This is a genomic window from Kitasatospora sp. NPDC059160 (assembly GCF_042755465.1).
Taxonomy (GTDB): Bacteria; Actinomycetota; Actinomycetes; order Streptomycetales; family Streptomycetaceae; genus Kitasatospora.
Genome location: NZ_JBHZCN010000106.1, coordinates 17,982 through 31,362 on the forward strand (window position 1 = coordinate 17,982; position 13,381 = coordinate 31,362).

Consider the following 13,381-nt stretch of genomic DNA (forward strand, 5'->3'; position numbering starts at 1 on the left):
CGCGAAGGGGATGCAGTGGCGCGGGTTGCAATCATCGGTGGCGGGATCAGCGGGCTGGGAACGGCCCTCATGCTCGGACGACGGGGCCATGCCGTCACCCTGTTCGAGCAGGAGGCCCGACAGGCCGACACGGACCTGGACCAGGACTTCTACCACTGGAAGCGGCCCCGGGTCCCCCAGGCCGACCAGCCCCACTCCTTCCTCGCCCCGGTCCGCACGGTGCTGCGCGCCGAGGCCCCCGACGTCCACGCCGACCTGCTGGCCCGCGGCGCCCGGGAGTACCACGACTTCGACTGGTTCGACCAGCACCCGCCGCACCGGGACGGCGACGAGGACCTGGTGACCCTGCGCACCCGCCGCATCGTGCTGGAGGCCGCCCTCACCGCCGCCGTCCGCCGGGAGCCCTCCGTCGAGGTACGGCGCGGCCGCCGGGTGAGCGCCCTCACCCTCCAGGACGGAAACCCGCCCCGGGTCACCGGCCTGCGGGTCGACGACGGGACCCACCCGGCCGACCTGGTCGTCGACGCCGCCGGCCGCCGCTCCGCCGTGCCCGGCTGGCTGACGGCCGCCGGCTGCCGCCCGCCCGTCGTCGACAGCCACCGCACCGGCATCACCTACCTGTGCCGCTGGTACCGCCTGCGGGCCGACGGCCCGCGCGACCCCGGGCGGGTGCGGACCGGCTCGGTCGCGGGGTTCGCCGCCGCCGGGGTCTTCCCCTCCGACAACGACACCTTCGCGCTGAGCATGGTGCTCTCGACCGGCGACCCGACCCGCGGCGCGCTCCTGGACCCCGCCGTGTTCGAGGCCGTCCTGCGCCGCTTCCCCGCCTGCGCCGCCTGGCTCGACCTCGACCCCGAACCCCGCTCGGCCGTCCTGGCGATGGCCGGCCTGGACAACCGCTGGACCTCCCTCACCGACGACGCCGGCCCCGTCGTCACCGGCCTGGTCAACGCCGGGGACAGCCTCGTCCACACCAACCCCACCCTCGGCCACGGCGTCGCCCTCGGCCTGCTCGCCGGCCAGTACCTCGCCGGCCACGCCGACCAGGTCGCCGCCGACCCCGCCGGCTACCACGACTGGACCGCCCGGACCCTGCGCCCCTGGTTCGACGCCCAGGTGGCCGGCGACCGCACCAACGAGCAGCGCCTGCTGGACGGTTCGGCCCTCCCCGAGCGCCGCACCGCCGCCCTCGCCGCCTGCGCCTTCGACGACCCGGTCGTCATGCGCGCCCGCGCCCACGTCCGCCACCTGGTCCGTACGCCCGAGGAGGCCTTCGGCAGCGAGGAGGTCGACCGCCACGTCACCGCCTGGCTGGCCGCCCGCCCCGACTTCACCCCCCGGCACGACGGACCCACCCGCAGCGAATGGGAAGCCCTCATCCCGGCCTGACCGCCCACGGCCCGCCCCGGCCCGGCAGTCGCCGGGGCCCGGGGCTCAACTCCCCGACGGGGCGGCGGGGCGGGAGTGGCGGCCGGTGCCGGGGGTGGGGTGGAGGTCCGGGGCCGGGGCGTAGCGGGCGGCCGGGGGGCGCAGCAGCCAGGTGGTGCGGGGCGTGGGGGTGATCAGGCCGAGCCGGTGCAGGAGGTCGAGGGCGTCGCGGCGCAGGGCGGTGCGGTCGGCGAGGTAGCGGGCCGGGAGGTCGTGGTCGTCGGCGATGTCGCCGAGGAGGCCGTCTATCAGCGCGTCGGCGATCGGTACGTCGCCCTCGGTGGCCTCGCCGGGCAGCGGCCGGACCTCCTCCACCAGGCCTTCGACCAGCAGCAGGGCGGCCTGGGAGAGGGTGCCGGTGCCGGGGAGGGCGAGGTCGGTGAGTTCGGCGGCCGGGTCGAGCAGGGCGACGCCCTCGGCCCGCAGTTCGGCCTCCAGCCCGAGGAAGTCCGCGAGCGCGGCCGGGCCGCTGAGCCGGTGCTCGTGCAGCCAGGCGCGCCGGTCCTCGGGGAGGTCGGCGGCGAGGACGGCGGGCGTCTCGGCGAGGAGGCGCCGCACGGCGGTAGCGGGTTCGGCCTCGGCGGCACGGCGGATCAGGTCGGCGGCGTCGGCGGCGAGGGCGGGCGGTCCGGCCGGGACGGCGCGGGCGAGTTCGCGGTCGACGGTCAGCACGAAGGCGGTGTCGGCCGGGTCGGCCGGCAGGTCGCCGAGCACCTGCCAGTCGGCCAGCGCGGCGAGCGCCATCGCGGGGGCGTCCGGGTCGGCCGCCTGGGCCGCGAGGTCGGGGGCGGCGGACCGCATCGCGTCGAGCAGCCGCCCGTACGGGAGTTGTTCGGGGGCATCGACGAGCAGGGCCAGGGCGAGGGCGAGCTGGGCGTAGCCGGCCGGGGTGAACGGGGCACCGGTGGCCGGGTGTTCGAGGCGGCGGGCGGCGCCGGGGCCGAGGCCGGCCTTGCAGAGCCGGGCGTGCCAGGGGCCGACGACCAGGCGGTAGCCGAGCAAGGTGTCGAAGCGTTCGACGAGCCAGTCGCGGTGACGGCGGATCAGCGGGAAGCCGTCGGCGTGCGGGCCGGAGGCGGTGACCAGCGGGTGGGCGAGCAACAGCCGTGCGGCGATGCGGCGTTCGGCGTCGGGGAGTTCCTCGCCCGCCGGTTCCGGGGCGTCGCCGGGCAGCTCCGGCAGGGCCCGGGTGCGCTCCGGCCTGCGGTGGCGGCCGGGCCGGCCGGACTTGGCGCCCGACCGGACGACGGGCAGGGCGGCGGCGTCGCGCCGGGCGCGGCGCAGGCCGCCGTCGGCGCGCCCCTCGCGGGCCTCACGGGCGCGCGGGACGGCGGCCGTGTGGGCGGTCGGGCCGTGCCACCAGCTGACGGCGGGGTCGCCGGGCTCGGCGGTGGCGCCCAGGTGCCGGGCGGGGTAGAGGCCGAAGGAGGCGGTGCACAGGTCGTCGGCGGCGCCGGGGGCGGCGGCGGCGAACCAGTGGGCGAGCCGGAGCAGTCCCGGGTCGGGCGAGAGCGCCCCGTCGGGCTCCTGCGGACCGTCAGCACCGTGCTCACCCGCGGCACCGGCCGGATCGGCGGGCCCGGCGGCTTCGGGTCCGCGTACGGCGAGGACGGCGGCGGCGGTTCCCCGGCCTGCCCCGCCCCTGCGTCCGTCCGGCCTGCCGGCGGCCACCCGGGTGGCGCCGACCGCGTACTCCTGCTGCTCCATGTCGGGGTCCAGCGTAGACGGTGACCGGCTCACCCGGTGGCAGCAACCGTGCTCCTGAGGAAGTCTCCGCAAGAGCCCTCGAAGCGGTCGCCGGTGCTCCGCTCTCCCGGCCGGGCCGTCACTCCCCTTCCCCCACCCGGGTTACGCACCGGTAACCTGGTCTTCCCCCACCCCGCCGACTCCCTTAGGGTCGGTGGACCCCCCACCCCGGGCGACCTCGGAGGCAGACGCCGCATGAGCATCCGTACGACCACCCGCGCCACCGGCCCCGGCGGGCGCCTGCGTTCGGCCACCGGCCTGCTCGGCGGCTTCGCGGCCACCTCGGCGGTGCACCTGGGCTCGATCCTCTCCGGGGCCCCGGTGCTGCGCAACGCCACCAAGCCGGCCCTGATGCCGCTGCTGGCCGCGCACAGCGTGGCGGCGGCGGCCCGGACCGAGCGCGAGCTGCCGAAGCTGCTGACCCCGGCACTGCTGGCGAGCGCGGGCGGGGACGTACTGCTGCAGTTGAAGGACGACACCGCGTTCCTGGCCGGGATGGGCTCGTTCGCGGCCGCGCACGTCTGCTACGTCGCGATGTTCGTCCAGCGCGGGGCGCTCACCGACCGGCGGCGCGCCCTGGTGGTCGCGGCCGCGTACGCGGCGGCCTGGGCGGGCATGATCGGCCGGCTCTGGCCGGACCTCGGGGAGCTCAAGGTCCCGGTGGCCGGCTACAGCCTGCTGCTCACCTCGACGGCGGTCACCGCGGCCGGCCTGGGCTGGCGGACCGGGCTGGGCGGGGCGCTGTTCCTGCTCTCCGACACCCTGATCGCGACCCAGCTGGCGAAGTGGCGCGAGCTGCCGGGGCATCAGTTCTGGATCATGGCGACGTACGTGCTGGCCCAGTACCTGCTGGCCAGCGGCCTCCTCCAGCACGAGGAGGGGCAGGACCGGGCGGCCCTCTGACGCGCCGCCACGCCGCCGGTCCGGTCAGGGCTCGGCGGCGCGGCGTGGGCGTACGCGGGGGGCGGGGCCGTCAGGCACTGCGCCTGCGGAGCAGCCAGAAGCCGCCGATGCCGCCCGCGACCAGGGCCAGCCCTCCGGCCAGCTCCGCCGGGTCCGCCGCGACCGAGCCGCCGAGCCCGGTCTTCACCGCGCCGTGCGGGGCGACCTGCTGGCTGCCGGCGCCGGACTGGCCCAGCGAGCCGGCCCACTCCCCCGCCGCCTTGCCCCAGTCGCCGAGGCCCTTGTCGGGGGCGGTGGCGGTCACCGTGGTGACCTTGACGGTGGTGGAGAAGGCGCCGCCGTCCGGGCAGGTGCCGTCGACCTTGCTGTCCCCGTTGCGCTCGGAGGCGAGCCGGGCGGAGCCGGTGTGCCTGCCGTCGGAGCCCAGGGTGAGGGTCGCGGGGCCGCCCTCGAAGGCGGCGGAGTGGGCGGTAATGGTCTTGGCGTCGGGCTTGTCCGACTTCTCGCAGGAGACCGTGACCGTCACGGTCTGGCCCGGTGCGGCCTGGGACGGGCTGACCGAGGCCGCGCCGTCCCTGGCTGCTGCGAGGGGGGCCGTCAGACCGGTCAGCACCGTCGCGCCGATCAGGGCGGCGGCGGCCGTACGCGTGGGGCGCATGCCGGAACCTCCGGGATTCTCGGGCGCAGCCGGGGACTCCCATGTCCACGTGGTGTGTCAACTGCACCCGGTCTTTCACCGACGGTAGGCAGGCCCGGTGGGCCCGGCCACCGCTCAGGACCGTTCGGGCGACGGCCCGTCACCTCGTGTGATCGTCACACGGCGTCACCGCGGCCCCGGGGGCTCAGAGGTCCAGGTCCACCACGACCGGGGCGTGGTCCGAGGTGCCCTTGCCCTTGCGGGCCTCGCGGTCCACGTAGCTGTCGGTGACGGCGTCCGCGAAGGGCTTGTTGGCGTAGGTGAGGTCGATCCGCATGCCGCGGTTCTTCGGGAACGCCAGCTGGCGGTAGTCCCAGTAGGTGTAGGGGTGGTCGTACTTGAGGGGGCGCGGCACCACGTCGTGCAGGCCGACCTCGCCCAGCGCCGCCAGCGCGGCGCGCTCGACCGGGGTGACGTGGGTGAGGCCCTCGAAGGCGGCGACGTCGTAGACGTCCGCGTCGGTGGGGGCGATGTTGAAGTCCCCGAGGACGGCGAAGGGGCGGGGGCCGGCCGCGTCCTCGGCGGAGGCCTTGCGCAGCGCCTCCAGCCACTCCAGCTTGTAGTGGTAGTGCAGGTGGTCGACCTCGCGGCCGTTGGGCACGTAGACCGACCAGACCCGGACCGGGCCGCAGGTGGCGGCGACGGCGCGCGGCTCGACGTCGGGCAGCAGGGCGCCGTCGGCCAGGTAGCCGGGCTGGCCGGGCAGGTCGCGCACGACGTCCTCCAGGCCGATCCGGGAGACGATCGCCACGCCGTTCCACCGGCCGTTGCCGTGCGCGGCCGTCTCGTAGCCGAGCTCGCGGACCGGCTCGTACGGGAAGGCGTCGGCCGCGCACTTGAGCTCCTGGAGGCAGAGCACGTCGGGCTTGGCGCTCTCCAGCCACTCCAGGAGCTTGGGCAGCCGGGCGGTGACGGAGTTGATGTTCCAGGTGGCGATGCGGACGGTCACGGCGGGCGGCCTTCCCGGTGGTTCGGTCGGTACGGACGGGGGTGGGCCCCACGGGGAGACCCACCCCGAACATACCGCCCGGCACCGACAACCCGGCCCGACCGGCGCCGCGGCCCGGCGCTCGACGGCCGGCACCGCGCCGCGGCCGGGCGGTCAGCCCGCGGGGCGGACCACCGCGGCCGAGCCGCCGCCGCGTCGCACCGGCTCGGCGGCGGCCACCCAGCGGCCGTCCGGCAGCCGCTCCACGCCGGTGGCGGCGCCGATCTCGCCGCCGTCGGCGAACCGGTGCCCGAGGGCCTCCAGCGCGGACCGCTCCGGCAGCGCCAGGAAGCCGGGCTCGGCCTGGGTGACGGCGCTGTTGCGCTGGCTGGCGCGCGGCGCGGCGATCGCCTGCTCCAGGCTCAGGCCCCGGTCGAGGCGGCCGAGCAGCACCTGGAGGGTGGTGGTGATGATGGTCGCGCCGCCCGGGCTGCCGGTGGCGAGCAGCGGCTCGCCGTCGCGCAGCACGATGGTCGGGGACATCGAGGACCGCGGCCGCTTGCCCGGTCCGGGCAGGTTGGGGTCGGGGACGCCGGCGGCGAGCGGGACGAAGTCGAAGTCGGTCAGCTCGTTGTTGAGCAGGAAGCCCCGGCCGGGGACGGTGATGCCGCTGCCGCCGGTCTGCTCGATGGTGAGGGTGTAGGAGACGATGTTGCCCCAGCGGTCCGCCACCGTCAGGTGGGTGGTGTTGGGGCCCTCGTACGGCTCGGGGAGGGCCTGCCCGGTGTCCGCGCAGTCGGCCGGGTGGTACGGGTCGCCGGGGGCGAGCGGGCTGGTGAGCGCGTGGTCCGGGCTGATCAGGCAGGCCCGGGAGGCGGCGTAGCGCTCGGAGAGCAGCTGCCGGGTCGGGACGTCGCCGAAGGCCGGGTCGCCGACCCAGCGGTTGCGGTCGGCGAAGGCGATCCGCGAGGCCTCCAGGAAGTGGTGGTAGTACTGCGTGCTGCTGGAGCCGGAGAGGTCGCCGTCCTCCAGGATGTGCAGCGCCTCGCCGACGGTGGTGCCGCCGGAGCTGGACGGGGCCATCGAGTAGACGTCGTAGTCGCGGTAGGCGACGTGGGTGGGCGCCTGGCGGCGGGCCTGGTAGGCGGCCAGGTCGGCGGCGTCGACCTTCCCGGGGCGGGCGTTGCGGCCGGAGGCCGGGTCGACCGGCGGGTGCTGCACGGTGTCGGCGATGTCCTGTGCCAACGCGCCCTGGTAGAAGGCCTTCACGCCGTCCTTGGCGAGCAGCCTGTAGGTCGCGGCGAGGTCGGGGTTGCGCAGGACGGAACCGACCTCGGGGAGCTTGCCGTTCGGCAGGAAGATCTTGGCGGTGGCCGGGAAGTCCTTGAAGCGGCTGTAGTTGTCGGAGGTCTGGCCGCGGAAGGTGTCGTCGACGACGAAGCCGTTCTCGGCGATCCGCTCGGCGGGTTCGAGGTTCTGCGCGAGCGAGCGGGTGCCCCACTGGCGCAGTGCGGAGTCCCAGGTGGCCGGGGTGCCGGGGACGCCGACGGACAGTCCGCTGGTGACGGCGTCGGCGAAGGCGAGCGGCTTGCCGCCCTCCAGGAACAGTCCGGTGTCGGCGGTGCGGCCGGCCGTCTCGCGGCCGTCGACGGTGTGCACCGTGCCGGTGGCGTGGTCGTAGTAGACGAAGTACCCGCCGCCGCCGATCCCGGAGGAGTAGGGCTCGGTCACGCCGAGCGCGGCCGCGGCGGCGACGGCCGCGTCCACCGCGTTCCCGCCCTTGCGCAGCACCTCGATGCCGGCGGCGGTGGCGTCGGCGTCCACCGAGGCCACCGCCCCGCCCCAGCCCACCGCCTCGGGCGCCTTGGGCGGTGGCGCCGCGGCGCCGGCGGGGCCGGTGGTGGCCCAGACCAGTGCGGTGGCGATCAGCAGTGATGGCGCTAGGCGGGTCAGGGCCCTCATCCGGTCCTCCTGAGTCGACGTCACGTCAGTTGTTCCACAGGAGACATGAATCCGACAACCACACCGCACGGCTACCAACGGGTAGTTGACAGGAGGGACGGAGGGGACGCCCTGTTCCCCGCCGCCCCTGGCCCCGCTACGGCGCGCTGCGCTCCACCCGGCGCCGTTTGATGGTGCGGAACCGCCGCGCGACCTGCCGCGCCAGGTCGGCGGCGCCGACCAGCCCGGCCTCGTTGCCGAGGGCCGCGTGCACGATGCTGGCCTCGGGCCGGAAGCCGCGGCCGGTGAGGGTGCGGCGGAAGGTGTCCCTGGCCGGGCCGAGCAGCAGGTCGCCGGCCTCGGAGACGCCGCCGCCGATGACGAAGCGCCCCGGGTCGAGGCCGGCCGCCAGGTTGGCGATGCCGACCCCGAGCCAGGTGCCGACCTCGTAGAGCAGCTCGACGGCGGTCGGGTCGCCCTCCCGGGCGGCCTCGGTGACCAGCGGTCCGGTGATGCCCTCGACGGTGCCGCCGGCCCGGGCGAGCAGCTGCTGCACCACCGGGGACTCCTCCGCGACCAGTTCCCGGGCGTCCCGCACCAGGGCGTTGCCGGAGGAGTACTGCTCCCAGCAGCCGCGGTTGCCGCACGGGCAGCGGTGGCCGCCGGGCACCACCTGCATGTGCCCGAACTCGCCCGCCAGGCCGTACTTCCCGCGGTCGACGTAGCCGTCCCGGACGACCGCGCCGCCGATGCCGGTGCCCAGGGTGAGCATCACCATGTGGTCCTCGCCGCGCCCGGCGCCGAAGCGCCACTCGGCCCAGGCGGCCGCGTTGGCGTCGTTCTCCACGATCACCGGGAACCGCAGCCGCTCGCTGAGCGCCTGCTGGAGCGGCTCGTTGCGCCAGTTGAGGTGCGGGGCGAAGAGCACCCGGGAGCGCTCGGCGTCGACCCAGCCGGCCGCGCCGATGCCGACCGCGTGGACGTCGTGCCGGTCGGAGAGCTGGAGCACCAGCTCGACGATCACGTCCTCGACGACCTTGGCGCTCTTGCTCTTGTGCGGGGTGTCGGTGCGCAGCTTCTCCAGCACCTTCCCCTCGCCGTCGACGACCCCGGCGACCACCTTGGTGCCGCCGATGTCGACGCCGATGGTGGGCAGCCGCAGTATGCCCGCGGGCAGGGCGCGGCGGCGGCGCTCGGCGCGCGGGCCGAGGCCGAGCAGGGTGGGCAGGACGGCCGGCCGAGTGCTGCCATGGGGGCTGGTCACGGCTGCGGACGCTCCTCACGAGAGTCGGGTTCGGTGGGACCGGGGGCCGACGGCCGGGCCAGCTCGTGCGAGAGTTCGGCGAGGTCGGAGCCGCCGGCCATCTCGGTGGTGAGCTGTTCGAGGCCGATCTCGGCGCGCGGGTGGCTGCCGGCCGTCCGCCCCCGTTTCAGCAGGGTGAAGTGATCGCCCACCAGGTAGGCGTGGTGCGGGTTGTGGGTGATCAGGACGACCCCGAGCCCGGCGTCGCGGGCCGCGGTGACGTACTTGAGGACCACCCCGGACTGCTTGACGCCGAGCGCGGCGGTCGGCTCGTCCAGGACGAGAACCTTGGCGCCGAAGTGCACGGCCCGGGCGATCGCCACGCACTGGCGCTGGCCGCCGGACAGGGTGCCGATCGGCCGGTCGACGTCGTGCAGGTCGATGCCCATCCGGGCGAGCGCCTCGCGGGTGGTGGCGCGCATGCCCTCGGCGTCCAGCCGCAGGCCGCCCCAGCGGCGGGTGCCCCGCTCGGAGCCGAGGAAGAAGTTGCGCCACACCGGCATCAGCGGGACGACGGCGAGGTCCTGGTAGACGGTGGCGATGCCGCGGTCCAGCGCCTGGCGCGGGGAGTCCAGCCGGACCTCCTCGCCGCCGACGGTGTAGCGGCCCTCGTCGTGCCGGTGCAGCCCCGCGATGATCTTGATCAGGGTGGACTTGCCGGCCCCGTTGTCGCCGAGCACGCAGCTGATCTCGCCGGCCCGCAGGGTCAGCGAGACGTCCTGCAGCGCGCGGACCGTCCCGTAGGTCTTGCCGACGCCCTCCAGCGCGAGCAGTTCGGTGCCCGCCGGTTCGGTGGCCACCGGGCGCTCCGTGCCGGAGCCGAGCTGGTCGTTCATCGCGGACCCCGTTCCGCCCGGCGCTTGACGTAGGCGTTGAGCAGCGCGGCCAGCAGCAGCATCGCGCCGAGGAAGAACTTGAACCAGTCCGGGTTCCACTGGGCGTAGATGATCCCCTTGCTGGCCATGCCGAAGATCAGCGCGCCGAGCGCGGAGCCGGCCACCGAGCCGTAGCCGCCGGTGATCAGGCAGCCGCCGATCACCGCCGCGACGATGTAGATCAGCTCGTTGCCGACGCCCTCGCCGGACTGCACGGTGTCGAAGGAGAACAGCAGGTGCTGCCCGAGCACCCAGGCGCCGAAGCCGACGCCCAGGTAGAGCAGCGTCTTGGTCCGGGCGACCGGCACGCCGACCGCGCGGGCGGCCGCCGCGTCGCCGCCGACGGCGAAGATCCAGTTGCCGAAGCGGGTGCGCAGCAGCACCCAGCTGCCGACCACCAGCAGGCCGAGCCACCACCAGACGGTGGCCTTGACCGTCAGTCCGCCGATGTTCACCTCGGAGGCGAACAGCCACCGGCAGCTCGCGAAGCCCTGCATGTCGGCGATCGACTTGGTGGAGACCGTCCCGGAGATCGCCTTGGTGACGCCCAGGTTGGCGCCGGTCAGCATCAGGAAGGTGCCGAGGGTGACGATGAAGCTGGGCAGCCTGGTGCGGCCGAGCATCCAGCCGTTGAACCCGCCGATCGCCAGCGTGGTGGCCAGCGAGACCAGCACGCCGACCCAGGTGACGGCGGTGAACTGGTAGGACACCATCGAGGAGGTCAGCGCGGCGGTGGTGACCAGCACGCCGGCCGACAGGTCGAACTCGCCGCCGATCATCAGCAGCGAGACCGGCACGGCCATGATCCCGATGGTGGAGGCCGCGTAGAGCACGGTGCCCAGCGAGGAGACCCGCAGGAACGGTTCGGCGACGGCGGCGAAGACCGTGAACACCGCGACGGCCGCGATCAGCGAGCCCAGCTCCGGGCGGGCGAGGAGGCGCCGCAGGGCGGCCGGACGGTCCTGGACGAGCAGGTCCGGGGTGGTGGAACCGCTCACCTGGTCCCCCTCGCGACGTACTCGGCGAGCGCGTCGGCGTCGTCCTTGGTCAGGATCTGCGGGCCGGTCGCGACGGGCTTGCCGCCGCCGAGCATGTCCAGGTTGGACCGGTACAGCCAGAGCAGGTCGACGCCCTCGTAGCCCTGGAGGTAGGGCTGCTGGTCGACGGCGAAGCCGACGCTGCCGGACTTGAGCCCGGCGACCACCTGCGGTCCCAGGTCGAAGGTGTCCAGCTCCACGCCGCGGTGGGCGTCCTGGACGGCCTGCAGTCCGGTGGCGGCCATCGGGCCGGACAGGGTGAGCACGGTGTCGATGGAGGGGTCGGCCTGGAGCTTGGCGGAGACCGACGCCCGGGCGTCGGGCATGTCGACGCCGTTGACGTACAGCACCTGGAAGCCGCCGCCGGCCTTGGACTGGGCGCCGGAGCAGCGCTGCTCCTGGCCGACGTTGCCCTGCTCGTGGATCACGCACAGCACGTTCTTGCGGCCGCGCGAGGCCAGCTCGGTGCCGGCCGCCTGGCCGGCCGAGGACTCGTCCTGGCCGATGTGGGTGAGCGCGCCGAACTTCGCGGAGAACTCCTGACCGGAGTTGATCGTGATGACCGGGATGCCGGCCGCCTTGGCCTTGCCGAGGACGCCGGCCATCGCGTCGCCCTTGGCGAGGGTGACCAGCAGGCCGTCGACCTTCTGGTCGATGGCGGCCTGGACGAGCTGGACCTGGTTCTGGGTCTGCGCGTCGTTGGAGTACAGGAAGGTGATGTTGTCCTTGGCGGCGGCCTGCTCGGCGCCCTTGCGCACGCTGTCCCAGAAGGCGTCGCCGGCGCCGGCGTGGGTCACCATGGCGACCTTCCAGCGCGGGGTGGTGACGGCGCTGCCACCGGCGGCCGCGGCCTTGGCGCGGGCCTCCTCGGCGCGTCTGCCTCCGGTACTGCTGCAACCGGCCGCGCTGACCGCGAGGGCCAGGACGGCGCACACGGGCCAGAAGCGGCGGGACGGGCGAAAGCGGGTTGTGCTCATCCCCATAGTCTCTCTGGCCCGGCCGCGCGGGATCGCACCGCCTCGCCCGGCGGTGCGAACGGCGCGCCAGGTAAGGTGCCCCGGGGGACCTTCCTGGAAGTTCGCTGAACATCTGGTCCGGAGCACCGCCGTCCGGGTGACAGACTAGGCGCCGACCCGAAGCGGGAACAACTCTGAAACGTGATGTTCCTCTCAGGTTCCGCACAGATTCGGACAGCAACCGATCATCCGCTGGTTGCCGTCTGATGCCATTGACGTGCGTCCGGGCGAGTGGGGCCCGGGCGGCGAGCGACCCGGATACGAGAACGCGATGGAACTGACAGGTACGCCATTCCTCATCCTCACCGTCATCCTGGTGCCGGTGTCCATCACAGTGGCGCTGCTCTTCTGGGGGAAGGTGCGCGGCCCCCAGCCGGTGCGCACCCTGTCCCGGATCGTCATGATCATGTTCTGCCAGGTCACCGCCGTGCTGATGGTCTTCGTGATGGTCAACAACGCGAACCTGATCTACGGCAACTGGGACGACCTGCTCGGCACCGGTGACCACGTCCGCGCGGTGCCCTCGGTGGCGCCGGTGGACCCGGCCGGCAACGGCAAGGACGGCTCCGGCGACGCCGCCAAGCAGCCGCCGAAGGTGCTGCAGAAGTTCGGCGGCGTGAACGACCCGGCGGTACCCGGCGACGTCCAGAAGACCGAGCTCAAGGGCCAGGTCTCCGGGGTCGACGGCGAGGTGCTGGTCTGGCTGCCGCCGCAGTACAACGACCCGGCGTTCAAGGACAAGAAGTTCCCGGTCGTCGAGCTGATCCCCGGCTACCCGGGCTCCTCCTCCACCTGGTACGGCACCCTCAAGGTCTCCGAGCAGCTCAAGCCGCTGATGCAGCAGGGCAAGGTCGCGCCCTTCATCCTGGTCTCGCCGCGCACCCTGCTGCTGGGCAGCCACCAGGACGCCGGCTGCACCGACATCCCCGGCAAGATCAACGCGGACGCCTGGATCACCCGCGACGTCCCGCAGATGGTGATGGACAACTTCCGCGCCGACCCGTCCTCGGACCGCTGGGCGATCGCCGGCTACTCGGCCGGCGCCCACTGCGCGGCCAAGCTCGCACTCGCCCACCCCAACCGCTACCGCGCCGCCATCGCGATGTCCGGCTACAACGACCCGGCCACCGAGGGCGACTCGCTGGTCGGCAAGGACCCGAAGCTGCGCACCGAGAACAACCCGGTCAACATCCTCAAGTCCGCCCAGCAGCCGCCGAAGGTCGCCCTGCTGGTCAGCGGCGCCAAGGGCGACGGCTACGAGGACGGCCAGGCGATCGCCGCCGCGGCCAAGGAGCCGACCAAGGTCCAGGTCGAGGAGAGCACCGGCCCGCACACCACCGACATGTGGAAGCGGATGGTCCCGAGCGCCTTCGAGTGGCTGACCGGGGTCATCCCGGTGCAGTGACCGACCGGCACCGCCGGGAGAACGGCCGGGGGCCCGTCGCGCGTGTTCGCGACCCGGCCCCGGGCCTTCTCCAGACGGCGCGCCACCCGCGGAGGCGCCCTC

Annotated in this window: 11 protein-coding genes; 3 read left to right on the plus strand and 8 right to left on the minus strand. The window is 74.4% G+C overall.

All coding sequences use genetic code 11. The features are described from left to right. The first annotated feature begins 15 nt into the window (after positions 1-15). Entirely contained in the window at positions 16-1,389 is a 1,374-nt protein-coding gene (locus ACFXOZ_RS33920; RefSeq protein ID WP_380593741.1) for an FAD-dependent oxidoreductase, read from the plus strand. Positions 1,390-1,434: 45 nt separating this feature from the next. Here ACFXOZ_RS33920 and ACFXOZ_RS33925 read toward each other — a convergent pair whose 3' ends face one another. Then, entirely contained in the window at positions 1,435-3,135 is a 1,701-nt protein-coding gene (locus ACFXOZ_RS33925) for a DUF2398 family protein (protein ID WP_380593743.1), read from the minus strand. Positions 3,136-3,369: 234 nt separating this feature from the next. Between ACFXOZ_RS33925 and ACFXOZ_RS33930 the strand changes: the two genes are divergently transcribed. Further along, positions 3,370-4,077, plus strand: coding sequence for a lysoplasmalogenase (locus ACFXOZ_RS33930; RefSeq protein ID WP_380593745.1), 708 nt, complete (start codon positions 3,370-3,372; stop codon positions 4,075-4,077). Between the two features lie 70 nt (positions 4,078-4,147). Here ACFXOZ_RS33930 and ACFXOZ_RS33935 read toward each other — a convergent pair whose 3' ends face one another. From ACFXOZ_RS33935 to ACFXOZ_RS33965, 7 genes are all read right to left on the minus strand, one after another. Further along, positions 4,148-4,735: a hypothetical protein gene (locus ACFXOZ_RS33935; protein ID WP_380526893.1), complete on the minus strand. Its 588-nt coding sequence runs from the start codon at positions 4,733-4,735 to the stop codon at positions 4,148-4,150. A gap of 184 nt (positions 4,736-4,919) precedes the next feature. Then, positions 4,920-5,723, minus strand: coding sequence for an exodeoxyribonuclease III (locus ACFXOZ_RS33940; RefSeq protein WP_380526895.1), 804 nt, complete (start codon positions 5,721-5,723; stop codon positions 4,920-4,922). Positions 5,724-5,876: 153 nt separating this feature from the next. Then, a complete protein-coding gene (gene ggt / locus ACFXOZ_RS33945) occupies positions 5,877-7,664 on the minus strand; it encodes a gamma-glutamyltransferase (RefSeq protein ID WP_375884904.1) in 1,788 nt (595 codons plus the stop codon). 136 nt (positions 7,665-7,800) lie between these two features. After that, the gene (locus ACFXOZ_RS33950; RefSeq protein ID WP_375884901.1) at positions 7,801-8,907 is read right to left on the minus strand and encodes an ROK family glucokinase; all 1,107 of its coding nucleotides are present in this window, start codon (positions 8,905-8,907) and stop codon (positions 7,801-7,803) included. Beyond that, entirely contained in the window at positions 8,904-9,782 is an 879-nt protein-coding gene (locus ACFXOZ_RS33955) for an ATP-binding cassette domain-containing protein (protein ID WP_380593747.1), read from the minus strand. Before ACFXOZ_RS33955 ends, ACFXOZ_RS33950 begins: the two co-directional genes overlap by 4 nt. Next, a complete protein-coding gene (locus ACFXOZ_RS33960) occupies positions 9,779-10,819 on the minus strand; it encodes an ABC transporter permease (protein ID WP_380593749.1) in 1,041 nt (346 codons plus the stop codon). Before ACFXOZ_RS33960 ends, ACFXOZ_RS33955 begins: the two co-directional genes overlap by 4 nt. Further along, complete coding sequence (locus tag ACFXOZ_RS33965) at positions 10,816-11,835, minus strand: substrate-binding domain-containing protein (protein WP_380593751.1); 1,020 nt, start codon at positions 11,833-11,835, stop codon at positions 10,816-10,818. Before ACFXOZ_RS33965 ends, ACFXOZ_RS33960 begins: the two co-directional genes overlap by 4 nt. 361 nt (positions 11,836-12,196) lie before the next feature. On the opposite strand from ACFXOZ_RS33965, the gene ACFXOZ_RS33970 reads away from it, so the two are divergent. Continuing rightward, a complete protein-coding gene (locus tag ACFXOZ_RS33970) occupies positions 12,197-13,279 on the plus strand; it encodes an alpha/beta hydrolase (RefSeq protein WP_380593753.1) in 1,083 nt (360 codons plus the stop codon). The last annotated feature ends 102 nt before the right edge of the window (positions 13,280-13,381 follow it).

Bases quoted from the DNA above. Each gene is read 5' to 3' on its own strand.
- ACFXOZ_RS33925 (WP_380593743.1), bottom strand. From the start codon at position 3,135: ATGGAGCAGCAGGAGTACGCGGTCGGCGCCACCCGGGTGGCCGCCGGC.
- ACFXOZ_RS33930 (WP_380593745.1), top strand. From the start codon at position 3,370: ATGAGCATCCGTACGACCACCCGCGCCACCGGCCCCGGCGGGCGCCTG.
- ACFXOZ_RS33935 (WP_380526893.1), bottom strand. From the start codon at position 4,735: ATGCGCCCCACGCGTACGGCCGCCGCCGCCCTGATCGGCGCGACGGTG.
- ggt (WP_375884904.1), bottom strand. From the start codon at position 7,664: ATGAGGGCCCTGACCCGCCTAGCGCCATCACTGCTGATCGCCACCGCA.
- ACFXOZ_RS33955 (WP_380593747.1), bottom strand. From the start codon at position 9,782: ATGAACGACCAGCTCGGCTCCGGCACGGAGCGCCCGGTGGCCACCGAA.
- ACFXOZ_RS33965 (WP_380593751.1), bottom strand. From the start codon at position 11,835: ATGAGCACAACCCGCTTTCGCCCGTCCCGCCGCTTCTGGCCCGTGTGC.